This is a genomic window from Marinobacter sp. L-46 (assembly GCF_056859535.1).
Genome location: NZ_JBSXOP010000074.1, coordinates 1 through 25568 on the forward strand (window position 1 = coordinate 1; position 25568 = coordinate 25568).

Annotated in this window: 21 protein-coding genes and 2 pseudogenes; 14 read left to right on the plus strand and 9 right to left on the minus strand. The window is 57.3% G+C overall.

Annotated features, from left to right (window positions below; genetic code table 11):
* Nucleotides 1-28: 28 nt before the first annotated feature.
* The 4 genes from AC13DJ_RS12075 to AC13DJ_RS12090 form a co-directional block, all read right to left on the minus strand.
* Entirely contained in the window at nucleotides 29-1099 is a 1071-nt protein-coding gene (locus AC13DJ_RS12075) for a hypothetical protein (RefSeq protein ID WP_474541123.1), read from the minus strand.
* The gene (locus tag AC13DJ_RS12080; RefSeq protein ID WP_474541124.1) at nucleotides 1096-4416 is read right to left on the minus strand and encodes a hypothetical protein; all 3321 of its coding nucleotides are present in this window, start codon (nucleotides 4414-4416) and stop codon (nucleotides 1096-1098) included. The genes AC13DJ_RS12075 and AC13DJ_RS12080 overlap by 4 nt, the downstream gene beginning before the upstream one ends.
* Nucleotides 4413-6533 carry a type VI secretion system tip protein TssI/VgrG gene (locus AC13DJ_RS12085; RefSeq protein WP_476132041.1) on the minus strand — a complete coding sequence of 707 codons (2121 nt, stop codon included), beginning with the start codon at nucleotides 6531-6533 and terminating at the stop codon, nucleotides 4413-4415. The genes AC13DJ_RS12080 and AC13DJ_RS12085 overlap by 4 nt, the downstream gene beginning before the upstream one ends.
* Before the next feature lie 164 nt (nucleotides 6534-6697).
* Nucleotides 6698-8059, minus strand: coding sequence for a hypothetical protein (locus tag AC13DJ_RS12090; RefSeq protein WP_289101212.1), 1362 nt, complete (start codon nucleotides 8057-8059; stop codon nucleotides 6698-6700).
* A 133-nt stretch (nucleotides 8060-8192) separates the two neighbouring features.
* Here AC13DJ_RS12090 and AC13DJ_RS12095 point away from each other — a divergent pair, with 133 nt between their 5' ends.
* The 8 genes from AC13DJ_RS12095 to AC13DJ_RS12130 all read left to right on the plus strand — a co-directional run bounded on the left by AC13DJ_RS12095 (nucleotide 8193) and on the right by AC13DJ_RS12130 (nucleotide 14880).
* The gene (locus AC13DJ_RS12095; protein WP_289101213.1) at nucleotides 8193-8801 is read left to right on the plus strand and encodes a hypothetical protein; all 609 of its coding nucleotides are present in this window, start codon (nucleotides 8193-8195) and stop codon (nucleotides 8799-8801) included.
* Nucleotides 8802-8870: 69 nt separating this feature from the next.
* The gene (locus tag AC13DJ_RS12100; protein WP_058340229.1) at nucleotides 8871-9299 is read left to right on the plus strand and encodes an SRPBCC family protein; all 429 of its coding nucleotides are present in this window, start codon (nucleotides 8871-8873) and stop codon (nucleotides 9297-9299) included.
* Between the two features lie 165 nt (nucleotides 9300-9464).
* Nucleotides 9465-10265 carry an oxygen-binding di-iron domain-containing protein gene (locus tag AC13DJ_RS12105; RefSeq protein ID WP_474540813.1) on the plus strand — a complete coding sequence of 267 codons (801 nt, stop codon included), beginning with the start codon at nucleotides 9465-9467 and terminating at the stop codon, nucleotides 10263-10265.
* A gap of 124 nt (nucleotides 10266-10389) precedes the next feature.
* Complete coding sequence (locus AC13DJ_RS12110) at nucleotides 10390-11118, plus strand: YebC/PmpR family DNA-binding transcriptional regulator (protein ID WP_022988648.1); 729 nt, start codon at nucleotides 10390-10392, stop codon at nucleotides 11116-11118.
* A gap of 33 nt (nucleotides 11119-11151) precedes the next feature.
* The gene (locus AC13DJ_RS12115) at nucleotides 11152-11898 is read left to right on the plus strand and encodes a glutamine amidotransferase (protein ID WP_474540812.1); all 747 of its coding nucleotides are present in this window, start codon (nucleotides 11152-11154) and stop codon (nucleotides 11896-11898) included.
* Nucleotides 11899-11933: 35 nt separating this feature from the next.
* Nucleotides 11934-13379: a phospholipase D family protein gene (locus AC13DJ_RS12120; RefSeq protein ID WP_482933755.1), complete on the plus strand. Its 1446-nt coding sequence runs from the start codon at nucleotides 11934-11936 to the stop codon at nucleotides 13377-13379.
* Between the two features lie 92 nt (nucleotides 13380-13471).
* Complete coding sequence (locus tag AC13DJ_RS12125; protein WP_058340233.1) at nucleotides 13472-13873, plus strand: PA2779 family protein; 402 nt, start codon at nucleotides 13472-13474, stop codon at nucleotides 13871-13873.
* An 11-nt stretch (nucleotides 13874-13884) separates the two neighbouring features.
* Nucleotides 13885-14880, plus strand: coding sequence for a PA2778 family cysteine peptidase (locus AC13DJ_RS12130; protein WP_482933756.1), 996 nt, complete (start codon nucleotides 13885-13887; stop codon nucleotides 14878-14880).
* 6 nt (nucleotides 14881-14886) lie between these two features.
* On the opposite strand, the gene AC13DJ_RS12135 is transcribed toward AC13DJ_RS12130, so the two are convergent.
* Nucleotides 14887-15591 carry a class I SAM-dependent methyltransferase gene (locus AC13DJ_RS12135; protein ID WP_482933757.1) on the minus strand — a complete coding sequence of 235 codons (705 nt, stop codon included), beginning with the start codon at nucleotides 15589-15591 and terminating at the stop codon, nucleotides 14887-14889.
* Between the two features lie 105 nt (nucleotides 15592-15696).
* Between AC13DJ_RS12135 and AC13DJ_RS12140 the strand changes: the two genes are divergently transcribed.
* From AC13DJ_RS12140 to AC13DJ_RS12155, 4 genes are all read left to right on the plus strand, one after another.
* The gene (locus AC13DJ_RS12140) at nucleotides 15697-16719 is read left to right on the plus strand and encodes an AraC family transcriptional regulator (RefSeq protein ID WP_288371541.1); all 1023 of its coding nucleotides are present in this window, start codon (nucleotides 15697-15699) and stop codon (nucleotides 16717-16719) included.
* A gap of 244 nt (nucleotides 16720-16963) precedes the next feature.
* Entirely contained in the window at nucleotides 16964-18790 is a 1827-nt protein-coding gene (locus AC13DJ_RS12145) for a choice-of-anchor D domain-containing protein (RefSeq protein ID WP_476131940.1), read from the plus strand.
* Nucleotides 18791-18888: 98 nt separating this feature from the next.
* Entirely contained in the window at nucleotides 18889-19734 is an 846-nt protein-coding gene (locus AC13DJ_RS12150; RefSeq protein ID WP_476131942.1) for a DUF6160 family protein, read from the plus strand.
* Nucleotides 19735-19916: 182 nt separating this feature from the next.
* Nucleotides 19917-20996, plus strand: coding sequence for an alpha/beta hydrolase (locus AC13DJ_RS12155; protein ID WP_199456396.1), 1080 nt, complete (start codon nucleotides 19917-19919; stop codon nucleotides 20994-20996).
* Here the strand turns inward: AC13DJ_RS12155 and AC13DJ_RS12160 are convergent.
* Nucleotides 20970-21506 (minus strand): annotated as a pseudogene (locus AC13DJ_RS12160) (LysE/ArgO family amino acid transporter); the annotation flags it as partial. The gene AC13DJ_RS12155 and the pseudogene AC13DJ_RS12160 sit on opposite strands and share 27 nt — an antisense overlap.
* Nucleotides 21507-21597: 91 nt before the next feature.
* Between AC13DJ_RS12160 and AC13DJ_RS12165 the strand changes: the two are divergent.
* Entirely contained in the window at nucleotides 21598-22635 is a 1038-nt protein-coding gene (locus AC13DJ_RS12165) for an IS110 family RNA-guided transposase (protein ID WP_288367987.1), read from the plus strand.
* A gap of 287 nt (nucleotides 22636-22922) precedes the next feature.
* Here AC13DJ_RS12165 and AC13DJ_RS12170 read toward each other — a convergent pair.
* From AC13DJ_RS12170 to AC13DJ_RS12180, 3 genes and pseudogenes are all read right to left on the minus strand, one after another.
* Nucleotides 22923-22997 (minus strand): annotated as a pseudogene (locus tag AC13DJ_RS12170) (amino acid transporter); the annotation flags it as partial.
* Nucleotides 22998-23063: 66 nt separating this feature from the next.
* A complete protein-coding gene (locus AC13DJ_RS12175; protein WP_476131944.1) occupies nucleotides 23064-23633 on the minus strand; it encodes a CPBP family glutamic-type intramembrane protease in 570 nt (189 codons plus the stop codon).
* A 27-nt stretch (nucleotides 23634-23660) separates the two neighbouring features.
* Nucleotides 23661-24515 carry a crotonase/enoyl-CoA hydratase family protein gene (locus tag AC13DJ_RS12180; RefSeq protein WP_289101229.1) on the minus strand — a complete coding sequence of 285 codons (855 nt, stop codon included), beginning with the start codon at nucleotides 24513-24515 and terminating at the stop codon, nucleotides 23661-23663.
* A 71-nt stretch (nucleotides 24516-24586) separates the two neighbouring features.
* Here AC13DJ_RS12180 and AC13DJ_RS12185 point away from each other — a divergent pair, with 71 nt between their 5' ends.
* The gene (locus tag AC13DJ_RS12185) at nucleotides 24587-25561 is read left to right on the plus strand and encodes a ribonuclease Z (RefSeq protein ID WP_289101230.1); all 975 of its coding nucleotides are present in this window, start codon (nucleotides 24587-24589) and stop codon (nucleotides 25559-25561) included.
* The last annotated feature ends 7 nt before the right edge of the window (nucleotides 25562-25568 follow it).

Below are 25568 nucleotides of genomic sequence, written 5' to 3' on the forward strand. Positions count from 1 at the left end.
GCTGTTTCTGTTCAGTCATCCATGCCACTCAAATCGGCCAAGCCTCGGCCGGTCGCTGCTTACGGTATTCTTCCATCGAAATCTTGCCCAGTTGCGGCGTAAGCTTGCAACGGCGCTTATCCCACGGATACTCCACCTGGCACTTCAGCCATTCCTTGCCCTCCCCTTGCTTCCAGGCTTCCAAATCCAGATCACGCCAGAAGCGAGGGTTGCGGCCGGTGCGTAGGTCATGTTCAGCGGTGACAGGATCCAGGTGTCGGAATGGTTCCAGCCGTGGTACATCTGGCAGGGGCTGCGTCACATCCATGTAGGTCTGAAGTACATCCCAAAGTGCCAGGACCTCTGATTTGCTGGATTCGATGGTACTGAAAGCCGTTTTATGGAATGACTTCTGTGTATAGCGATGCACAAAAATGAGCCGATAGAACACACCGCTTTGCTGGATCACCCGATCCACATAAGCATCGAATTCCACAAACGGGGCTTCGAAAAACCGGCCTCGCCCGAGAGCCAGGCGAACCAGCCCGGTGGCTCGGTTGAACTCACTACAACCGTCCTCGAGGGTGTCGTCCAGTTTCTTGTTGATCGCTTTTTCAAAGGGCTTGAGCACAAACCCCATGCCGGTGCTCATGAGCCAGTTAGTGGTAACCGGAGTTACCCAAATTGCGAAAGCGAACCACCCCAGAGTAAAGACAACTATTCCTAAAGCCATCAACAGGGGCGGAAGCTCAGCCATAGACTCGATCTCGCCCGAAGCCCAGATCATTAAAGCGGGGCCTCCTAACCAAAGGATAAACACCCAGATTATCGGCAGAATAAGTATCAAAGTTTTTAGGCCTAACTTTCCGTTCAAAAATCGAATCCGTTGGTGATCCCACCACCAATCTTTGGACCCGAACTCTGGATCTGACTTTTCGTGATCCTGTAGCACTTCGACATCTTGGATTGTCCCAGAATAGGGAATAATACCGGCATAGGTACCTACGGGCTGAAGATCCTCGCCGACACGCGTTCGTTCTTTGGGGGAAGGTGGCAGTGGTCCAATCTGCGTTGCACGAAAGGCAGCATCTGCCTGAAGAGGTTTATGTTGTTCAGTCATACGCTGACCTCAGTGAAGTACCAATACGGGGCTTTTGGCTGATCGTATGGATTCATGAGCATCCGCTTCTTTGGGGGAGGCTGCTCGTGTGTCGCCAAATCGAACGGTTCGTAATCCTCAAACACCGGCGTTGGAAAAACCAGCGGCCCCAATTCTGTGTTCAGAGTGGCTTGCAGCCCCACCCTCACCCGGACTTCAACGGATTCCTGATAATAAAGGCTTTGATATTCACTGTCCTGAATCTCGCGCCTGACCAAGAAACGAACGGCTGATTGCTGTGGAATCGATTGTCGGGCAGTCACCTTAGTGAGCGGGGTGGTTTTGAGCATCTGAGTACTCGTTCTTGATTCCGTAAGGCCTTTCACAGGAACGTTTGTAGTGGATGATAGATACGCAACCTCTTGAACCACCAGTCTGAAAGGACTTGGGGGCAACCCCGCCTCACATTGCTGATGCAACTTGATGCGGCTGACCAGTGGAAATTGGAGCGTGATGACGTAATCATCTGCCTTGGGCATATAATCAGGATGGCTCAACGCAGGATCGGGTTCTACGTCTGCATATCGCTGAGCCGTCACCTGGATTGGCGAATGCAGGGTAAGCAACTGGCTGTAATAGGCCTTGTGGTCCATACCAGGTAGAGAATGATCGGGATGAGTCCCCCAAGGACCACGCTTGAGGAGTTGTTCAAACGTATCGTCTGTAACTGACGCGGCATACAGTCCGCCGCCAACGGCCATCGCGAGACCCAAGATTGCCCAGCCCCATCCTGGAATTGCCAACAAGGTATGCATAAGAGGAGATGCCAACACAAGCAGACTGCCGGTCATTGCGATGGCATGGCCCGTGGCAGCATCGAAGTCTTTATTGGATACGCTGATACGCATTTCCCAAAAACTCAACGCCGCTCCAATAGATCCAGCAACGAATGTTGCCAACCCTGCTACTCGAACCAAAGTTCCAGCTCTCAAAGCAGTCAGACGATTGCCAACCAAAATCCAGTTTTTCATATCAAATAAGGGGCGCGCGGCAAGCTTATGGACCCTGAAGTTGCTATTGTTGTGCGCAATTGCCGACCGACCTGATAACTCGCTTAACTTCAACGATGCCGCCATCAAATCAGCCGTTGCACCTACTACTTTACTCTTAGCTAAGAGCTGCAAGCCTTCATCTTGTTGGGATGCGCTGATTACATTATTGATTTCCAAAAATAAATTAAACGCAGCCAAAGCCACCAGTCCGCGAGATACCGCTGGCCCGTCAACTACCTCATTAACATGCTTCGCCAGATCAACTCTAATCAAACTCAATTTACGCACTTCCGGATGATCATCCGGCGCGAAAAATACCATAGAGGAACCCGCAACTTTATGGATAGCCTCTTCTAGCGCCTCCGACGCACGCTTGGGGCTGGTGGAAGCCATCAAGTCGTCAGAGTCATCCAGCAAGTCTGCGTAAAGAAAATCCTTTGCTCTGGTGAGTATGCCCTCCGTGCGGTCAAAGTCCGTCAGGCCGCGTTCAATCCCGTCGCCAGATACGCCGATGATAAAACCAGACCTCATTGCCCCTGACCTATCCATTAACTTGATACGCCTCAAGCTTGAGTCCACCAGCGCAAAATTAGAATAGGCTCCCTGCATAAGACGCGGCAGTTCAACACTCTCGATAAGGTCTTCTTCCACCAGGCGTTTACCTACGGCAAGAAGCGCAGCACTCCATTCGTTGAGTGACCCGGCTATCATCCCGCTTACTTTGCCTGCATTGGCGACACCTTCAATACCAGACTCTACTTCACCATTTTGCTCACTCAATTGTTTTTCGAGATAGGCCAGAGACTGAAGATTGAGTCGTTTCAACAGCTCGCCATCGATCTCAGCCGTGTCCTTGGCCAACGTTTTCAATCTCCTGATAAGAGGTTCCGCATCCCCCTCAACAGTTTCCGGTGCCCATTTGCTTAAAAATGAGCCTTCAAGAACCCAGCGACGAAGATCGGATAGAACCTGGCCTCCTTTGTTTACACCCTGAGCCTTAAGCACTCCGGGAATTTGCTGAAGTAGATTGAGTTTATCTGCGACCAGCAGATACCCCTCACAGACCGCAACATCATTGCAAGTTCGATAATCCTCAAGCACCGCATCAAGAGTTCCGCTGCCAAGCATATCTCGCAACTTTTCAAGATGCCGATCAATAATGTTGATAGCTTGTTGCTTCTGGTCGGTTTTTAGCACCTCATCCAGCTTCGATCTATCAATTGCAGATGCATATCTTGCCAACGGGTTCTGACCACGGTGCGATGGGTCGAACACAGCCTGACGGATGAGCATCGCTGAGTGCGCCATCGGATTGTCCTGAATAGAGGCATCGATGGCATCCAGATAGTGGAGAGCCAGATGTAGCTGAGACATAGAATGACGAAGAGTGAATAAAGGATCATCAAGCGCCAGGCATGCCACACCCTTCTTCTGCCGCAGATCTTTGAGCTGATCCTCACCTGGCTCACAGCTCAGATCAAATGGAGTCTCGAGCAACCGGCCGAGCTTGACGCATAGCTCATCCTCACCGGGCCTCTCAAACCCCATTCCGAAGTCACTGGGGTTCTCAAGCATCAACTCAATGCCCAGATCCCTTTCACGGAGCTCTTCCACATCTTCGACCCGTGAAGCCAAAAAGCCACCACTAAAGCTCAAACCCTCCACACCAGCGGTCGCCCAGGCAGGACCTACACCCGTTGTTCTAGCGTCGCGGGCGAGCTCATCCTGTTCAAGCTGCTCGATATAGGACCAATCCCACTGAACTTCGCTGTACGCCATGCGGAAGTCGTGCATGACTGCCCGTCCCTGGAGGAAAACCGGTATCAATAGATCGTCGAGCCAGTCGCCGCTGGATGGCCTGATAACCCGAAGCCCAGAGCCAGTGTCCATCACTTCAGCGCGAACCGCCTCAAGATCCACGTCACTAAAACGAGATTGCTCGTCGATCTCCAGCTCACGCCACAGTCGGCCTTTGCGAAAAATGTACAAATACCCGGGACGAAGCATTGCCACACCTTTGCCCTGATAAACGGTAACACCGCCACTGTTAATCGGCAGATTACTGGCGATCTCAGCCAGAGGCTTTACTCGAAGTAGGGTATTTTCCTGATAATCGTCCCGTTCAGTATTAGATCTTGCATGCTTAAGAAGAGGAACAGAGATCTTGCCTCCATCACGCTTGGGGATCGTCAGCACCAGGTCTTTGGGATCTGTATCGTCGTAGTCCGCTCTTCTGAGAATTGAGCGATCCAGAGACTCATCCGAAAAATCCACCGTGTCCGTCATACGCTCTCCCCTCCATCGCTTCCTTTCACCGCCTCTACTGAATCCCGCTCCAAGTGGCCACCAATCACATCAATGATCAGTTTTCGATCAGAGCCCGGTAACTGTTCAAACTCTGTTTGGTCGGGAGAGGCACCTTTACGCTGACTAACCATTGCCAGTTCAGGAGACTGCTGCATTGCTGCCCGATCTCTATCAAGCAATGCAGGCAGTTCCGGAGCAACTGTATTCTGCCCCGAACCACTCCCCGGGCTACCCCCGGAATTAATCTTGATCCCCGGCCCACTCAAGGTCACGCCACTGGGATCCAGTTTGATAAAGCTGCCACCGCCAGAAATCGTCAGCTCTGCCCCGGCATCCAGTACCACCTTCGCACCGGCCTTGTGGTGCACTTCGGTACCTGCTTCGGATGCCATCACACGGCCGGTTTTCTGATGGTAAGTGCCACCCACGATCTGGCTGCAGTCTGCGCCCACGGAAAGCCGGCTTTCACCGTCGGTCGTGCAGTGTTCAGCGGCTTTTACATGGCTGAACTGGTGGCTCTCTACCGTCAGGTGGCTGTCGTTCCTGATGACTTCGGTGCGGTTGTTTTCCGTCAGCAGGTCCAGATCTTTCTGGGCGTGCACGTAGATCTGCTCTTCGCCGGCTTCATCCTCAAACCGCAGTTCGTTGCTGCCCTCGCCCTTGTGGGTTTTGGTTTTTAATGTGGTCCGGGTTTTGTGTTCCGGCAGCGCGTACGGCGGTGTGTTGGTGGCGTGGTAGGTTCTTCCGGTGATGATGGGCTGGTCCGGGTCGCCGTCCAGGAAGGAGACAATCACTTCGTGGCCAATTCTTGGCAGGGCCATAAAGCCGTATTGGCCGCCGGCCCAGCCCTGGGCGACGCGTAGCCAGGCGCTGGAGTATTCGTCGTTCTTTGAGTATCTATCCCACGGGAATCGTACTTTCACCCGGCCGTACTGGTCGCAGTGGATCTCTTCACCCTCGGGGCCGGTGACGATGGCCATCTGGGGGCCGTCCATCATGGGCTTGTGTTCACACAGGGGCCGCCAGGTTTTATCGGCCGGGATGGCGGTGAAGTCGTTGTGGTAACTGGTGGGTTCGCTGCCACCTTCTTCTTCCATCGCCTGGGGCTGTTTGCCGGTGTGGGTGATGGCGGTCAGCAGCCATTCCCGGTTCAGGCTCTGGCTGTCGTGTTCCTGCAACTCCACTTTGGCGCCGGGAGCGAAGTCCGGGCGGTTGCTTTTGCCGTTGGCCATGGACGCGTCGTTTCTGAGGGCATCCAGTTTGTTCTGGGTAAACGGCTGGCCGCTGGCGTCGGCTTTGTAGCGGCCGGGGTAGTCGTAGTGCTGGTAGTCTTCCCGGTGGTTAACACCGCCGGCACTTTGTTCATGCATCAGGGCATAGGCGGGGTTCTTGAAGGTGTAGTCCTTCATCGCCACGGAGGACGCGCGCACCCGCTCTTCATACGCAAAGCTGAATACGCAGGCTTGTTGGGTGCTGCCGCCGGCCTGGGTGTTGCAGGGCACAGGGTCCAGTTTGGGGGCGTCGCCGTGGTGGTCGGCGATGATTAACGCCGGTTGCTCTTCGCCATCCACGCTGCCGTGCTGGTAACGGTAGTGCCAGCCTTCTTCGGCGGCCAGTCTGTCCAGGAATTGCAGGTCGCCTTCCCGGTGCTGAACGCAGTATTCACGTTCTGCCGGCGGGCGCTTCAGATCAAACACCGAATCCACAATGCCCCGCTCTTCGAGCAGAGTGCGCACGATGGCGTCTGTGGTCTGTGTCTGGAAGATGCGGCTGTTGTGCATCAGGCCCAGTCGCCATAACGGCGGCTGGATGACAACTTCGTAGCGGGTGCGGCGGTGGCCGGTGTCGCCCCTCACGAACTCATTTACAACGCCGGTGAAGCGGCGCAGGGGCTGGCCGTCCTGCCAGACCACGAGGTCTACCGGCTGTTCGAGGATATCACCGGCGGCTACGTCCGGGTCGGTGCTGGCCAGCTCTAACCGGCCATGAAACAAAGAAGACAGCTGTTCGGTCAGCGCGAAGCCAACTACCGAAAAGTGATCAGAGGGGAATTCGCCTACACGGGCGGTGAACTGCAATCCGCTTGCCTGGGGCATACCTTCGGTCCCTGAAGTTTAAATGGTTATAACAAACTCATCCTGAGCTGCGCGGATTATAACTACCCCATTTTGGATTACAAACGAACTGCACCTCAATTTACCGGTTTGACTCAAAACCGAGGCCCATCAATCGCACAGGCATTCGTCCCGCCAGGACAAAGCTATGGGTTCCACCGCCCGTCACGCCAGAATTCCCTGGAATCCAGCCCTCTGGCCTTCAGCTCGTCTTCCACACACTGCCGCAACTGGGCATAAATCGGCTGACCCCGACGCTTCTGTTCGGCATAAATGGTGGCCAGGCGGCGGGCGAAGAAGGGGCTCGAGTGCTGGTCTGCCGCAAATTCGTAGCTCATCACCCGGGAGGCGCCAAACATCGGGCCCAGCTGGCTGGTGCGGAAGGCCGGATCGTCCTGTTGAATACTTTGCAGAATGCTTTCGCCGCTGGGTGGTGCAGGAATAATGTGGCGGATGTCGTCCGGGTAACGGAACAAGTAGCGAACCAGCAGGGCGGACGGTGCGTCGATGCGCTGCCGGGCGCGCTGGCGGAAGCGGTAAAACGCTTTCACCTGCAGCCCCAGCGCCCAGAACGCCTCGGCACTGGTCAGCCCGAAGCTTTCCCGGAAAATACTGAACAGGCTGTCTTCACAGCCGAGAATCGGTTGCGTGGCCCGGTCGTAGTTCTGGAGATCTGCCGGCTCTACGTTCTTCCGGTTGCTCCAGTTACCTTTGAGCATCACCTTGTTCGGGTCCAGGTCCCGTGACAACGCCTCGTCGCGAAGTACCGTCAGGTAGCATTCGTTAAACCAGGTGCGCCATTGGCTGAGCAGCTCGGCACTGAATTCCTCGAAAACCACATCCGGCATCCAGTCGGTCAGGGAGTCCCTGGCTCTCAGCAGCTGCCAACCGGCATCGTGCTTCAGGCTTTGCAAGACATAGTCCGGCACTTTCTTGGCGGCCTGCTGTACTTTTGTCAGGCACAGCTCCCGGAACATTTCCCCCAGCCGGCCAACAATCAACAACTGCAAACGGACAACCGGCAAGCTGGTGGATTCCGCCTCGGCCAGCATTTTGTATGACGACACGTAGGAGCGGCCAAACAGCGGCGCGTACCCCTGCTTGCCGGCCATCTTGCCATTGCTGCCCGTGCCTGGCATCAGCGGAGAAATCAGTTCGAACATCTCGGCATTACCCGGGCGCATGGTCAGCGGCGCGTATTCCGGGTGTTTCAGAAGAAGGCGAACCAGGATGGCCTGGTTGGGGCGAATCGTCGCGGCGGCCGCATCATCCTGCTCGTCATCCGGTTCCGGCGTTTCAGCAGCGCCAGCGGGGGCACCGGCCTTTTTCAGGCGGCCCAGGCGGTTTACCGGCACGTTCAGCAACATGGCAAGGTCAAGGTCCCGGATTTCCCCATCACCAACTACACTTTCGAGAACCAGTTTAAGGTTCATCAGCGTATTACCACTGATCGGTGCCAAGGGGTGGGTCAGCTCATTCCGGGATTGCCGGCTTCTGGATTGCTGCATGCACAGTACCTGTATGGTATAGGGTATGTTTTTCCGAAAATGTGTACGATGTTAACATAACCAATCATTGAGTCTGGCAATATTGCCGTAGCGCCGCATGGGGCGCACTGAACTGTCACAAGGATTCACTAACGTGTCTGTTATCGGGGCCAAAACGTTCTTCTTTTTTGAGGGTGATTCCCAGCCCGACACACATATTATTTGCAGGCCAGACTACTTCCAGCAAGACGGCTTCCGGCTGCCGGCCAGTGGCGTTACCCTGCTGTACGGCCACAAAGGCCCAGGCAGCCTGATTGGCGCTGCAGTCCGCCAGAGTGCCAGCTCTGGTGCCGGAGTCTGCTTTGCCGACGTTAAAATCGATATCGGCGAGTGGGATGCCAACAAACAGAAGCTGGATAATTTTGGCCACTGCCGGTTCCTGAACCTGCCCCAGCGGGCTAACCGGGAAGTGCTGGATGATATAAACCAGCACTGGAATCGCTGGCTGGATGAAGAAGGCGCCCCCAACGAAGACTTCCCACGCAAAGCCTCCAACCGGATGGACCTGCTGGACAAGCTGGTTGCCCTGCCGCCCTACAACGAGCTGAATGCCATCGCCTACGATGTGCAAACCCGCTTTGGTGCTGCGAAGTTCCTCACCGTGTTCAATATGGACGCTATTCGTAGCGACGAAACCGCAGTTATCCCTCCGGGCACCGAGATCAGTTTTTGCCCACCGAACACTCAACCAAAGACCAATTGACCTACGACTTTTGTTTAAGAACGCGAACAGTTACCCTTGCGAAATACAACAACAAGCAAGGACACCGAGATGGCGAGCTACACCATTGAAATTGATGAAACTTTTGATGTACCAAGGCGAAAAGTCTTCGCCCTGTTTGCCGACCATCACCGTTTCGGGAAAATGATCGGTGCTCCGGTAAAACGCATCAAAGACAGTGACCAGGCCGATCCGAACGGTACCGGCTCGGTACGTAAAATCGGCATTGGCCCCCTGTCGCTGCAGGAAACCGTACTGGTTTTCGAGCCGGACTCGCTGATTGAATACACCATCACCAGCCTTAGCCCGATTCGCAATCATATGGGGCGTATTCGTTTTTATGACACGCAGGAAGGTCAAACCCGGGTCAGCTACACCATCACGTTCGAGGACATCGTGCCGTTCTCCGGCAAGGTGGTCAGTGCAGCGCTGGAGCAGGGCCTGAAGCGCGGCATCCGCCGGGTTCCGGAACTGGCGTAGCCATAGCAACAATCCGCTACTTGATGAATATCAGATAATTGACCTGTGGCAAGGCCCGGCTTCCCGCCGTTCGGTAGTCTCCAAACCTTATTGCAATATTCGGCCATCGCGGTGCATGAGTACCGTTGTCATGGTCTGTAACTTATTGTTGTGCGGGAGACCCTAATGGCAGCTGAGCCGATTGTTCTGTTCGACAACGGGCACCACAAGTGTCTGATGTTTGATTCCCTGGTCACTGGTGAAGGCGTTCAGTCTAACCAGTTCCTGATTGTAGACGGCAAGCACGAAGCCCTGCTTGATCCCGGCGGAGACCTTACCTATACCCCGCTGTCGGTGGCTGCCTCCAAGTACATGAACATCCGTGAGATGGACTATGTATTTGCCTCCCACCAGGACCCGGACATCATCGGTGCGATTGACCGCTGGATTGTGCACACCAAGGCCAGCATCGTAACCTCCAAGCTGTGGGCCCGTTTCCTGCCCCACCTGGTGTCCAGTTACGTAACCAACCAGCTCAGCGGCAGCGTGTACGATCGCATCATCAGCATTCCGGACCAGGGTGCGAAAGTGCGTTTCGGCGACTCCCATATCCAGTGTCTGCCAGCCCACTTCATGCACTCCGTGGGTAACCTGCAGTTCTATGATCCGGTCTCGAAGATTCTGTTCTCCGGCGACCTGGGCGCATCGCTCGGGGGTGAAGACGATCACAAACCGGTGGAAGACTTCGACAACCACATCCAGCACATGATTGGCTTCCACCGCCGGTATATTGCCTCTAAAAAGGTTTGCCAGCTGTGGGCCAACATGGTTCGCGATATGGACGTGGCCATGATCGTGCCCCAGCACGGCAAGCGTTTTGAGGGGCCGGCCATGGTTGACCGCTTCCTGAACTGGGTCAGCAGCATGGACTGCGGCATCGACCTGATGACCCAGGACAACTACCGTCCGCCGGTTGATTTTGTGTGATTTCCCCGGTTTCCGCAGGGATGCGGAAACCTCCTTCTGCACTCCTTGCGCAATCACCCCTGTCGCAAATCCCTCAGGTTCAGTAAAATCCCGCTTTTGATCGTAAATCCGAGAGGCACCAACGATGGGCAGAGCCTACCAGAACCGTAAAGAATCCATGGCCAAGACGGCCGCGGCTAAAACCAAGGTTTACAGCAAGTACGGCCGGGAAATCTACATGAGCGCCAAGTCTGGCGGCCCCGACCCCCAGGCCAACCTGTCGCTTCGCGGCCTGATCGAGCGCGCCAAGAAAGACCAGGTCCCCACACACGTTATTGAAAAAGCCATCGAGAAGGCCAAGGGCGGCGCGGGTGAAGACTACTCGACAGCCCGTTACGAAGGTTATGGCCCCGGCAACTGCATGGTGATTGTCGACTGCCTGACCGACAACCCCAACCGTACCTTCGGCGACGTTCGCCTGGCCTTCACCAAGACCAAGTGCAAGATCGGCACCCCCGGCGTGGTTGCCCACATGTTCGACCACTGCGCTATTTTCGCGTTCAACGGCCAGGATGAAGAAGCCGTTCTTGAAGCGCTGATGGAAGCCGATGTTGACGTGACCGACATCGAAAATGAAGACGGCAAGATCACCGTATTCACGCCCAACACCGAATACGCCAAGGCCAAACAGGCACTGGAAGCGGCCTTCGAAGGCATCGAGTTCGATGTGGACGAGATCCAGTTCCTGCCGAAGACCACCACGGTTGTTCAGGGCGACGACATCCCCCTGTTCGAGAAATTCCTCGACATGCTGAACGACCTGGACGACGTTCAGAACGTGTTCCATAACGCGGAACTTCCGGAAGAGGAATAACCCTCTCCCGTTTAGCTGTCACCGGAGCGCAGTATGGCTGGCACAGGCAACACACAGGCCCCGCGGGTGGTTATCCTGAAAACAGGGAGCACCTATCCGCAAATCAAGGATCAGTTCGGAGACTTTGATGCCTGGTTTACCCGTGGCTTGTCCAGCCAGTTGCAACTGACAGTCGTCGACGTAACCCGTGCTTCACCTCCGGGCCACCCCTCGGACTGGCAAGGCATCGTTATCACCGGCTCGCCGGCCATGGTCAGTAACCGGGAACCCTGGAGCGAACAAGCAGCCAACTGGGTGCGCCAGGCAGTAGAAGACAATGTTCCGCTTCTGGGTGTCTGCTACGGCCACCAGCTTCTGGCACATGCCATGGGCGGCAAGGTGGATTACCATCCCAAAGGCCGTGAAACCGGCACCCGACTGGTTCGCCTGTTTGCTGCTGCACAGAGCGATCCCCTGTTCAGCCAGCTTCCGCAAACCTTTCCGGCTCAGCTGACTCACAAGCAATCTGTGCTGGAGCTACCCCCTGGCGCTGTTTTGCTGGGCGAGTCCGACTTCGAACCGCACCAGGCTTTCCGGGTCGGTGACAATGCCTGGGGTGTGCAGTTTCACCCCGAGTTCACCGAACACATCATGAAGGCGTATCTGGAAATCCAGTACCCTGACCTTCAGGCCGAGGGGCTGGATGCCAATGGCTTGATGGCCTCGGTGCAACCGGCCGAAAACGCAGCCCGCCTGCTGCAGCTGTTTTCGGAACGGATCCTCCGGCACAGCGAAACCTGAGCCAGGCGCCCCACACTCAAAGGAATGATGCTGCCATGACAATGAAGTTACTCGCCGCAGCCCTGTTATTGATCCTGGTCAGCCTCGGGCTATGGCACACCTGCAAGCCCTTGCCGGCCGGCCTTGTCTATCAGGGCGATGTTCTGCCCCTCGAAGCGCCTGAACTGCTGACCGACACCACCCTGCACTTCCCTGATGGCCGCTCCGAGCTGGACCACGAAATTTTCGATGAGATGTTCCGGCTGATCGGACAGGCCGAAACATTCATCTTGCTGGATATGTTCCTGTTCAACAGTACCGGCCCCGAAGACAAGGGATTACGGCCCCTGGCTCAGCAGACCGTCGATGCGCTGATTGCCCGAAAGCAATCGCAGCCCGGCATTGACATTGTGGTCATCACAGACCCGCTTAACACGTTCTACGGCGGCACCCGATCGACGCTGTTCGAGGCCCTCGAAAATGCCGGCATTCAACTGGTCATCACCCGGCTGGAACCCCTGCGGGACAGCAACCCGGCCTGGTCATCATTATGGCGGCTCTGCTGCCAGTTTCTGGGCAACAACCCCGATGGTGGCTGGTTGCCAAACGCACTGGGCACGGAGCCCGCCACCGTTCGCAGCTACCTGGCCCTGCCCAACTTCAAGGCCAACCATCGCAAGGTACTGGTTGCCGACGAGGGAGAACGCTTCCGTGCTGTGATCACCTCCGCCAACCCCCACGATGGCAGCAGCCGGCACAGCAACACCGCCCTGGCCTTCAGTGGCCCGGCAGTCACCGATGTGGTTCGCAGCGAACGCGCGGTTATGCATATGTCCGGCGCAGATACCACCACAATTGACCGTTGGATCAACACATTGGAGGCCATGGCCGGCGAACACCAGGAATCCGGCAGCAGCATTCAGGTACTCACCGAATCCGCCATCCGGGACAAGGCCCTGGCGATGATTGACCAGAGCCAGCCCGGGGACAGTCTCGACATGGCCATGTTCTACCTCTCCCACCGCCCCATCATCGAAGCCCTGATATCCGCTCAGCAACGGGGCGTGAGCGTCCGGCTGTTGCTGGATGCCAACAAAGACGCCTTCGGCCACGAGAAGAACGGCATTCCCAACCGCCCGGTGGCTAACGAGTTGAACCAGGCAGGAGTTGCTGTACGCTGGTGTAACACCCGCGGGGAGCAGTGCCACAGCAAGCTGCTGATCCGAACGCGTAGCGATGGCCAACAGGAAATGCTGCTGGGCTCTGCCAACTTCACCCGGCGCAACCTGGACGACCTGAACCTGGAATCCAACGCATGGGTGCAGCTCCCGGCCGACCACCCCGTTGCCACTAAGGCGACTGATTACTTCGAGCTGCACTGGAACCATGGCCCGGACAGCAATCCGGTACTCAGCCTGCCGTGGGCAAGTTGGCAGGAAGCGTCCAGGTTCCGTTACTGGCAGCACCGGGTGATGGAAGCCACAGGGCTTTCCACTTTCTGAGGAACCCTTTCTTGTTGGTGAACGTTTTGTATGTTGAACAGCGACACAATTCAAACTAGTGTCTTTGTAAACAACTGAGAAAGGAGTCTGTCATGAACGCCATGCGACGTTACACCAAGCAGTTTTCTCTGGTGATGGCCCTGCTGATGGCCTTTGCCACCACCTTCTCCGTTTCTGCCCACGCCGGCATGGTGGGCACCGGTGAGCTGATCCAGCAACAACAGACCGACATCGACCGGCAACAGCTGCTGGAGATGCTGGAGCAGCAGGAAGTGAAAGAAAAGCTGGCCGAGCTTGGTGTCAGTGAAGACCAGGTGGCCGAGCGCATCCAGAACCTGACCCCCGCCGAACTGGCAGACTTCGAGCAGCAACTGGCCGAAGCACCCACCGGTGAAGGGGTTGTCGGTGTGATCGTCCTGTTCCTGCTGGTGTTCATCATCACCGACATGCTGTGCGCCACCGATCTCTTCTCGTTCATTAACTGTATCCGGTAAACTACCGAACCATGCTCAAAAAGCTCGCCGGTTTCAGCAGGTTGATGGCCCTCACGGGCCTGGTCCTGCTGGCCGGCTGCGCAACTACGCCGCCCTGGCCCGAACCATCAGCCACCAACAATGATGTACAGCCCGCATCGACCTTGCTGGAGAAAGTACCGTTCTATCCCCAGGAAAAGTACCAGTGTGGCCCGGCCTCGCTGGCCACCATGCTGAACAGTCAGGGGCTGTCCACCGATCCGGACATCCTGAAAGAGCTGGTGTACATTCCCGGCCGGGAAGGCTCGTTGCAGGTGGAGATGGTGGCCGGGGCGCGCTCCCACAATATGGTGGTGTATCCACTGCAACCGGAAATTGATGCCGTACTGGCGGAAGTTGCGGCAGGCAACCCGGTACTGGTCATGCAGAACCTGCGCTTCAACTGGTGGCCGCAATGGCACTTTGCCGTGGTGGTGGGCTACGACGCCCGGGAGGAGGAGCTGGTACTGAACACTGATACCCGCCAGCATTACCGGATGCCCTACAAAGCCTTTCACGCCACCTGGAACCGGGCTGAACGGTGGGCCGTGGTGATCCTGCCACCGGACACGTTACCGGCAACCGCCGAGCCCCTGCCCTGGCTGAGGGCCGCCCATGACCTGGAAACCACCGGTCACAGCCGTGCGGCACGGGAGGCCTACCAGACCGCGCAAACACGCTGGCCCGAACACTCTGCGCCGGTCATGGCACTGGGTAACCTGGCCTATGCACAACAGCAGCCGCAACAAGCGATCGAGCACTTTCTGAAAGCTGTGAAGCTATTCCCGCAAGCCCCTGAAGGCTGGAACAACCTGGCCTATGCCCTGTCGGCCAATGGCTGCCCTGAAACAGCCAAAAAAGCCCGGGCCTGCGCCGGCGCCCTTGCCCCTGACCGCTTCAAGAATAAAGCAGACAGCCTGCCCGGCCCGATCCAAAACGCCACGCAGCAATGCCCGTCCATTCCCCAATGTCCTGCCGAGGCGCCCTGAACCGGGTCAGGCCCGCTTTCGGAACAGCGCAACATCCTTTCTCGGCACCTCCAGCTCCCAGCCGAAATGTGCGGCCAGCCAGGCAAAGGTTTCTTCCCGGTAGAACACCACGTGGGTCGGGTCTCTGCGGTAATGCCAGGTGGCAAAGCGGTCATCAGCGTTCTGAAAACAGGTCATGATACCCAGCCAGCCTCCGGGCTTTACCAAGGTATCGAGCTGTCTGAATACCTGGGCAGGCTGGTGCAGGTGTTCCACGACTTCGGTACAGGTCACAAAATCATAGGCCTGGTTCAGCACTTCCCTTTCTGGACTGAAGAACGGATCGTAAACCGACATCGGGTGGCCAGCCTCCTCAAACATGCTAGCCAGCGCGGGCCCGGGGCCACAGCCAAAATCCAACCCGTGGGCGCCCGGGGAAAGCTTTGCCAGTAGAGGCCCGACAAGCTTTGACAGAAACTTTCGATAGCCCGGGTCCTCTGGCTGATTATCGTGCAACTGGTAGACAGCCCGTTCCTCCTGCTCAGACAAGTAGAACCCCGGCGCCATCAGGGTTGCCTGGCAAGTGCCACAACGCAGGTAAAGTTTGCCTTCTACCTCCATAAACGGTGCGAGTGTGCGGCTCTCACAAACCGAACAGGGCTCGGACAACTCTGTATTGGATGCTGTGGCACCACCTGAAATCATGGGGGACAAACCTGTCTGAAGTTTCATTGTCATATCCGGCCATGCGGCCAATTTGTGACCAGTTGCCGGATATCCACCGTAACACCGCGCCTATACTAACCCCGTACACAGCCTCGGCACAGAGACGGAAACATGGATTCGTTGAACAACCTTGCACTGGAGGTGCCGATTATCTCGGCCCGCTATGCCCGCCGTTTTATCCGGTTTATGGAAAACCGCGGCGTTAAACGCCACGCCATCATGGCGGAAACCGGCATTACCGACGACCTTCTGAACAACCCTGATGCCAGCGTAACCATGAGCCAGGTGCTGCTCCTGCTCCGCCAGGCCGACTGGCTGATGCACGACGAACGGGCCGCCTTCGAATTCGGACAGCAGCTGGACCTGCCCAGCCACGGCTTGCTCGGCTTTGCCGTGCTGGGCCAGGAAAATCCCCGCCGCCTGGTCAGCATGATTGTTCAATACCTCCGGGTGGGCTTGCCACTGATGGATATGGAGCTGGAATCCAGCGGTTCCACCATTCGCATCCGGTTGATCGATACCTGGGGAGTGGGCGATCTTCGGCCCTGCCTGACCAAGATCTACATGGGCAGCATTCACCGGGTCTCCTCCCAGGTATGCAGCCATTTCACCTTCCAGTTCGACTTCCCGGGCAAAGCCAGCCAGAAAGACTGGCAATTGCTGGCACCAGACAGCGAGTTCGAATTCGATGCTGGCATCAGCCAGGTGATCATGCCCCTGAACGGCACCCCGATTCGCAAAGACGACGCCAGCCTGGAATTCCTGGTGGCCAGGACCCGGCACGGTGCCCGGGAGACACCCCGGGAAGCAGACGAGACCGTTATGCAGGTACGGGAACTGATCATGAGCCAGCCCGGGCGCCCCTGCACCACCGAGAATATCGCCCGCCGCCTGGAGATCAGCCCCCGCACATTGCGGCAGCACCTTGCCAGCGCCGGCACATCCTTCCGGGAACTGCGTAACGAAATCCGGGAAAACTTTGCCACTTTGTACCTGAAAGACACCAATGTGCCGCTGGAATCCATTGCAGAAAAACTGGGATTCAGTGACCAGGCCGGTTTCACCAAAGCCTACCGTTCCTGGACCGGTCAGACCCCGGGCGACATTCGCCGGCAGGCCCGCAGTAAAAAGTGACCGGCGTTCCCCGGCCGTTTTGACACCGTTCACGGTTTGAACAATAACCCACCCTGATTTCCGTTTAAGACAAAAATGGTGCCGCCACCAGCAATGACCGGCGGCACCCACTCCCCGTCTAATAACCCTGCATTCATGCGTAAACGCGCATGGCACGGGATCTTTGCAAGTCCGATCGAGCAGTCCTTATCGGTGTTGTCTGCAACCCCAACTACAACAAAGAAGATACACAGAGGACGAACTCATGAAACTCAGGAACCTCAACACGAGCGTTCGCAAGCTCGGTCCCGCCGTTGCGGCGGCGGCCTTGATGGCCGGCGGTGCATCAAATGCGGCAGCCGAACAGGTCTCTACCGAACTGGCCTTTGAATGCCCATTCCCGCTGATTGGCGACCAGCCCATCCGGGCTACCATCAGCGCGGATATTCCTTCCGTAGTGTCTGTAGGTGACACCATCCCCGCATTCACCGTTGATGCCATCACCGTAGTCAATGACGATGCCCGCACCGGCCTCAAACTGGTTCAGTCCGCCACACTCGAAGGCGTTGCCACCAGTTACAACAGTGTTGTGACCGCAGGCAGAACCGTTGAACAAATTGTGAAGCTGGACATTCCACCCACGCCCGTTCCCGAAACTTCAGGCGAATTCAATGTTCCGGCCTCCGGCATGTCTCCGGAATTCCTGGTTACAGAGGATGATATTGGCGAACTGGTCATCCGTGTTGGCGCCCTGCAGCTGGACCTGACTGCGCGCACCGCCAATGGCGCCATTGCCCCGGCTCCGATCGGTGAAATCCTGACTGACTGTGTTCAGTTGCCAGGCCAGGACAATCTGCTTCAAACCATCACCGTGGGTGGTGAAGTGGTTGAAACACCGCGCATCACCGTAGGCGCTGAAGAACTGGCCTTCGGTGCGGTACAGGCCGGCCTGAGCGCTCAGCAGTCCGTATCCATCACCAATACCGGCAGTGCAGCCCTGGGCCTGAACAACATTGCCATCAGTGGTAACGATGCTGACGTCTTCACCGTGAATAACCAGTGTGGCTCCAGCCTTGCGCCGGAAGCTTCCTGTGCGGTTGATGTCACCTTTGCTCCAAGCACTGACGGCACCCGCAGCGCAACCCTGACCATCGAGTCTACCGATGCCGAAACCCCGAGCATCGACGTTGCCCTGTCTGGCCGCGGCACCCTGGCTCCGACACCGGAAATCTCGGTATCTCCGGAATCGGTCGAACTGGGTCGCGTTCTGTCCGGAACCAGCGAATCCGCGCAGGTTACCATTGCCAACAACGGTAATGCCGCCCTGCAAATCAACAGCATTGCCCTGGAAGGCGCCAATGCCGCTGACTTCCTGCAGACCAATAACTGCACCACGGTTGCCGCTGGCGCCAGCTGCTCTGTCGACCTGAGCTTTGCTGCCGGTGCACCGGGTGTGTATAGCGCGGCCCTGGTCGTGAACTCCAGCGACGAAGAAAACGCCACCGTAACCATTCCGGTGCGCGCAGAGTCTTATGAAGAAAGCACCGGCGGCCCCGACCCCATTGAACTGCTGTTGGGCCTGGAAGGCTCCACACTGATCAAGGCAACCGGCGGCTCCCTGCCCCTGACTGGCTCTATCGCTACCCTTCTCGACCTGGCTGCCGGCACTTTTGAAGCAGACCTGGAAGTTCAGCCAACCTCCGGCAACTTCTCCATCAAGGTTCTGTTCAGCAAGATCAATGCTGCCGCCAACGTGGAATTCGAGCAGGCTGCGGTAACCACCGGCTCCCTGGTAAACGGCAAGCTGACTGCCAACTCCCAGCTGTATGTGAAAGTACCCAAGGTGGCTATCAAGATCGGCTGGCTGCCAATTCGCATTGGTGGTGGTTCCGAGTGTCAGACCCGCGATCCGATCAACATCGAGCTGAAGTCGGTTGAAGGCTCCAACTTCTCACCGGCCACTGGCGGTACCGTAAGCGGTGTATACGAGCTGGGCGCGCTGGAAAACTGCGGCCTGCTGACCAGCCTGCTGAACCAGTTCATGACTGGCCCGGGCAACACCATCAACCTGGACCTGACTCCTCAGTTCTAAAAGTTCCGGCTTGGCCGGAAAGGGTTACAGCCGGTATCCGCCGGCTGTAACCCGAATCAGGAAAGAAGAGAAAACAAAATCAAAAAAGGAACGACGAAATGAAAAGCCTGAAAAAATCCGCGTTAGTGCTGGCCATGGCAGGCCTCCCGTTTGCTGCCCAGGCCGACCTGAAACCCATTGATGACGCCCAGATGGGCAGTATCACCGGTCAGGCCGGTGTGACTATCGAGCTGGAAACCCGTGTGGACATCGGCGAATTCCGATACACCGATGAAGGCTCCCTGTCTATCAAAGACATCTCGATTGGCGGTGCGAATACCACTGGTCTGTTCTCTGAAATCACTGATTTCCGGGATGCACTCGGGCTGGACGCCACCACTAACCTGATCGACAACATTGCCATCGAGATCGATGTAGCTGCTGACGGCGACGCAATCATCAACGTATTGCCGCTGACCGCTGCGCCGATCGACTTCGGCGTAAGCACCGGCGAGTGGACCCTGGAAGGCCACACCGATTCCACCCTGCTGGCCAGCAACTTCAACATGGTCGGTGCCTTCACTAAGGTAGGCATCACCGTTGACACCGCTACGGACAGACTGAACCTGAACACTCAGGTAGGTATCTCTGACCTGGACGTTGACATCGACTTCCTGGGCCTCGGCATCCGTGACCTGAAAATGACCGGCGCCGACTACATGGGCACCAAGCTTGATGGCACCGCCGCTGCACCAAGTGTGCTGACACTCGGCGCCACCATTGATATGGACGTCTACAAGGCAACCCGTCTGGGCGGTTCCGGCGATGCGCTGGCCATCGACCTGAATACCTTCGCAGCGGATATGTCCATCGGCGAGGTTCTGGTAGGCGGAGCCAATATTGGTTCTGTGATGCTGGATAACCTCGTGGTTCAGGACACCACTATGCGTATCTACGGTCACTAAGGCCCCTGGGCCCGGTTCTCCGGGCCCTTCTTCTCTGCCCCCTTTCCTGCAAGCATCCCGAACATTGCCCTGCACACCGGCCGCCCGGCCAATGGCAACACAACGCACGGATGTGATAGTTGCCGTGTTAGGATTTCACTGATCCACAGAACAAAACCACTGCTTCCCGAAAAGGAACACCCATGCTCTGGACCTTGCTCGCCATTGTCGCGCTGATTGTTGTTGCCACTTTCCTGCTGTTCCGGGTCAAAGACCTGTCCGAATTTGACGGCAACGAGTGGGCAGTGAAGGAAGTCGCACCCAATCCGGCTCACGATGAGGTGCTGTCACGCATTAAAGATATGGGCCGGGCATCAAAGGGACTGAAAGGCAAAGCCAGGCTGATTGCCCTGAGGAATCACCTGGACAGTCTGGGTGAGGATGTTGAAGTAACTTCAGAGATTCGTCATAACGACCAACCCAGGGGCGAATGGGTTATCGCCCCGGGCGTGGACACCCGACGACGGGTTCTGTATATCCACGGTGGCGCCTGGGCTGCCGGCAGCCCCCGCAGCCACCGGGCGATTACCGACAGGTTCTCGCAACTGGCCAATGCCGCCGTTTTCGCCCTCGACTACCGGTTGATGCCGGAGCACCGCTTTATGGATGGCATCCGTGACTGCCGCCAGGCTTACACCTGGCTGTTAGCCCACGGCCCGGACGGTGAAGAAACTGCAGATTTTATGGTGGTAGCTGGTGATTCCGCAGGCGGCAGCCATACCCTGTCGCTGATTGCCTGGGTTCGGGACAATGGTATCCGCCAGCCGGATGCCGCAGTGGCACTGTCGCCGTCCACAGACCTCACCCTGACGGCCCCCAGCAACCGCGACAACATCCGCACCGATCCCCTGCTGGGACCGGTGTTTGGCGGGCTATCCAAGATTCCTTTGCCGGTGCTCTGGTGGGGCACCCTGGCGGCATTCCGGATCTCCCCTACCAATCCTGTGGCTTCGCCGTTGCGCGGCAACCTGAACAACCTGCCGCCAACGCTGATCCATGCCAGCTCCACAGAAATGCTGCTGGACAACTCTACCCGCTATGCAGCCAAGGCCAGGGCTGAAGGTTCACCGGTTGAACTGCACACCTGGCAGAACATGGTGCATGTGTGGCACATCTTCACACCGCTGTTGCCAGAAGCCGAAGAAGCCTTCGAGGATATCCGTGCATTTCTGGAACAAGTTGAGAAAGGCGAGATATCAAAGGCCGCCAAGGGCCAGCTGTAAAGCGATAGCCGCCATCATCAGGCCAATAACGCCATCAATCACTCGCCAGGCACCGGGTTTGGAAAGAACCGGTGCCAGCCTGGAGCCGAACCAGGCAAGACCACCAAACCAGAGGATCGACGCGCTGCTGGCGCCGGCCACAAAAGTCACGGCACTACTCTGCTGGGCACCCACTGCCGGGATCAGCAACAGGGTATCCAGATAAACCTGCGGATTGAGCAGGGTAACGGCCAGAGTGGTCAGGATAACCCGTTTCAGGCTTCGCCCGACATCACCCGAGGCTTTCAGTGCCGCCCGGCCACGGCCTGCGCGCACAAACGCCTGCAGGGCCAGCCAGCCCAGGAAGGCAACACCCAGCCAGCGCAAGACTTCCAGCGCCTGGGGTGCCGCCATCAGGGCCGCACTCACGCCGAACATGCCGAGCGTAAACAGCAGTACGTCTGACACCATGCACAACCCGGCTGCCCACCAGTGGTGCTCCCGGCGAATGGCCTGGCTCAGGATGTAAGCAATGGGATGGACTCCTCCTCACCTAACCGGCATCTACGTGCCAAAATGGTGAGTGAACAGTCAACCATCGAAAAGATGAGGAGAAGTCCACATGAATATTATCCGCGTCGGTGTTGATATTGCCAAGTCAGTGTTCCACGTGCACGGCGTAGACCGCCACGGCCACACTCAATGGCAAGGCAAGTATTCTCGCAGCAAGTGGCTTGATGCACTCAGCCGCAAAGTACCAGCTGGCGCCGAGATTGGCATGGAGGCCTGTGCCTCATCTCATTACTGGGCGCGTGAGCTGCAAAGGCGGGGCTATCACGTCAGGTTGATTGCCGCCCAGTTTGTGAAACCCTATGTCAAAAGTAACAAAAATGACCGGGTAGATGCGGAAGCGATCTGCGAAGCCATGAGTCGTCCGAACATGCGGTTTGTTGCCCCCAAGACGGTGGCCCAGCAGGACATTCAGGCTGCTCACCGTATCCGGGAAGAGCTTGTTGGGCAGCGAACTGCCAAGGCCAACCAGATACGGGGACTGATAGGCGAGTACGGCATTATTGCCCCGGTGGGCATCCAGCAGCTTCGCCGCACCTTACCGGGGTGGCTTGAAGACGCCGAGAACGGGCTTACCGATAGCTTCCGGGTTCTGCTGAATGGGCTGGCTGAGGATCTCCGGCACCTGGATGACCGCATCAAAGCGCTTGACGATCGGATCACTGAGAGTGTCCGGCAGGATCCTGTGGCGAAGCGTTTGATGACATTACGCGGCGTAGGACCGCTCACAGCCAGTGCCTTGTCAGGTGCTCTGGGCGACGGGAAGGCCTTCCGCAAAGGGCGCGACTTTGCCGCCTCCCTGGGGTTGACGCCCAAGCAGCACAGCACCGGGGGACGGGACCGTTTACTGGGGATCAGCAAGCGCGGCGACAGTTACCTGCGCAAGCTGCTCGTTCACGGAGCACGGGCCGTGCTGCGTCATGTTGATAGTAAAGACGACGGACTCAGTCATTGGCTCAAAAGCCTTGCCGCCCGCAAGCATATCAATGTGGCGACGGTGGCGCTGGCCAACAAAACAGCCCGCATTGCCTGGGCATTGGTGCACAGCGAGACGGACTATGATGACAGCCTGGCTGCGGGCAGCATGTGAAGGTGCTATCTGAACGTGACATAAAAATGACTTAAACAGAGTTTTCACAGGAGACATCCACCACGATTGCATGGCATTTTGAGTGATGGCGAACAGGTCGAACCGGCGCTGGGAAACCCCTTATGAACGTGGAGCCGCGAGCTCGTGTAAGCGATTGGGAACCGGCGTGCGAATAGCCCATCAGGGTCCGATGCCCACGAAACGGCATCTTTGAAGAGACCGGATACACGTAGGCAGTCGTACCTTAGTCGCGATCAAACAAAGTGCTTGCAATAGAGGAGGAGTCCATACACGTTCTGGGCACCGATGGCCACGATAATACCGCCACACACCAGCAGGCCGGTCAGGTAACTCTCAAGCATTCCAACTACTCCGAAAAAACTGGCGCAAGGATACCCGCGCGCCTCACAGGTGGGAACTCTTCTGGTTCAGGGCAGGGGCCGGCGAACACCAAACCAGTGGGGATAACGCAGCAGACAATAGAGCGCGACCATGTCGTACAGTGCATGCCAGACCATGACCAGCGCCAGGCTCTGGCTGAACTGGTAGGCAACGCCCAACACTGCACCAAGGCCTGTGGCCATCACGAAATAGGTGAACGAAACATAGTGCACCAGGCCGAACAACACGGAAGCAGCAATAACCGCTGTCCAGGGGCCGGTATGCTGCAGTAGCCAGCCCTGAATGGCCCCGCGAAACAGTAACTCTTCCCCCACTCCCGCCAATACCGACAGCGCCAGAAGTACCGGCCAGCGATAACTGGCGGCGAAGTTATAAAGCGCCTGCATCTGGCTGCTCAGATTACCCGGGAAAAGCCAGGGCACCCGGGACAACAACACCAGCACCAGATAGGTACCAGCCGCCCCCACTGTGCCGAACAACACCACCTCAACAGCATTCAGGCCATCAAGAAGCAGCGGGATGTCAAACAGCCAGACCGCAAGCAGGCCTATCAGACCAATGCCGCCCTGAAACATCAGGGCGGTGGCTGAAGGCATGGAGGGACTTCCGCGTTCAGGCATGGATCAGTTGTCGAACAGATCCTTGACAGGGAACAGCGCATCGTAGCTCGGAGCCTGTTTCTGGGCCTTGGCCTGAAAAGTCTTCATCATGTCTCCGGGGCGGAACATGCCGGCCTGCCAGGTAGCCATGTACTTCAGGCTGTCTTCCACGCTGTGATCACGGCTGAAATTGATCATTTCCTTACAGCCGGTCACCGCCAGCGGCGAGTTGCCCGCAATCTGGGCAGCAATGGCCATCACTCCTTCCAGCATCGCCTCCTGGTTCTCGTAAACGGTATTCACGAAACCAAGTCGCTGTGCCTCTTCGGCGCCGAATTTGCGGCCGGTGTAGGCCAGTTCCCGCACTACGCCTTCGGGCATCAGCTTGGGCAAACGCTGCAGGGTGCCTACATCGGCGGTCATTCCCAGCTCAGTTTCCTTGATGGTGAAGTAGGCATCCGCCGTGCAGTAACGACTGTCGGCGGCACACACCAGATCCAGCGCGCCACCAATGCAGCCGCCGTGAACCGCCGCCAGCACCGGCAGGCGTACTTTTTCCAGAGAGCTCAGGGTATCTTGCAACTGCAAGACAACGCGGCGAAGGTTCTCGGCCATACGGCCCGGATCACCGCTCATGGGCACGGATTTCGGATCAGAAAACACACCAAGGTCCATACCGGCGGAAAAGTGCTTGCCGGTGGAGGAGATCACAATCACCCGGGCGTCTGTGTTGGCTTCGATGTCCTGCACGCAGCGGGGCAACTCCAGCCAGAACGCCTTGTTCATGGAGTTCAGCGCTTCAGGACGGCTGAACTGTACGTGGGCGATGTGGTCTTTTACTTCGATGTTAAAGCTTTCGTAGTTTGCGAGTTCAGACATGATGGGTTCCGTATCATCTCAGAGCAGGGTTTCGTATTATTAGGGGGCACATTACCGCGAATCGAGGCACGATGGAATTTACTTTCCTGGGCACATCCGCCGGAACACCAACCCGGTCACGGAACGTTACTGGCCTGGCCCTTTGCCGGTCCGGTCCCAAACCCTGGTACCTGGTCGATTGCGGAGAAGGCACCCAGCACCAACTGATGCGCACCCGCTATTCGGTGATGCAGCTGCGGGCCATCTTTATCACCCACATTCACGGCGACCACATCTTCGGCCTGCCGGGCCTGCTCACCAGCGCCTCCATGCTGGGCCGCACCGAGCCGCTGGACATCATCGCCCCGCCACAGGTGCGCCGGTTCGTCGAGGCGACGATAGATAACAGCGACTCCAGCCTGAGCTACCCGCTGAACTTCATCAATTCCGAGGCGCACGATTTTTACTGGCAGGATGACAACGTGGGGGTTACCAACGTGGCGCTTTCGCACCGGGTTGCCTGTCGCGCTTATGTCTTTACTGAACGAAATCTGGAACGCCAGCTAAGGCAGGAGAAACTGACGGCGGACGGCATAGAGGCGGGTCCGTCCTGGGGCGACCTGCAGAAGGGCAAAGACGTTCTGCTGGATGACGGCCGGTTGTTGAGGAGCGATGACTACACAGAGATACCCAGAACCGCCCGGCGCATCATTGTGGGTGGTGATAATGACACACCGGAGCTTTTGAAAGAGGCCAGCGAGGGAACTCATGTACTCATCCACGAAGCGACTTACACCCAGGACGTCGCCGACCGGGTCGGCCCCTGGCCCCAGCACAGCTCGGCGCAGCAGGTCGCCCGGTTTGCCCAGAGCGTAAAGCTCCCCAACCTGGTACTCACCCACTTCAGCTCCCGTTACCAGTCCGCCCCGGGTGGCACGCCTCATATCAACCAGCTCGCCGCCGAGGCGTTGCAGCATTACAAGGGCCACCTTTTCCTGGCTCGGGATTTTGACACTTACCGGCTGGAAAAAGACCTGCAACTACACAGACTGCAACATGACCGTTGAACAGGCC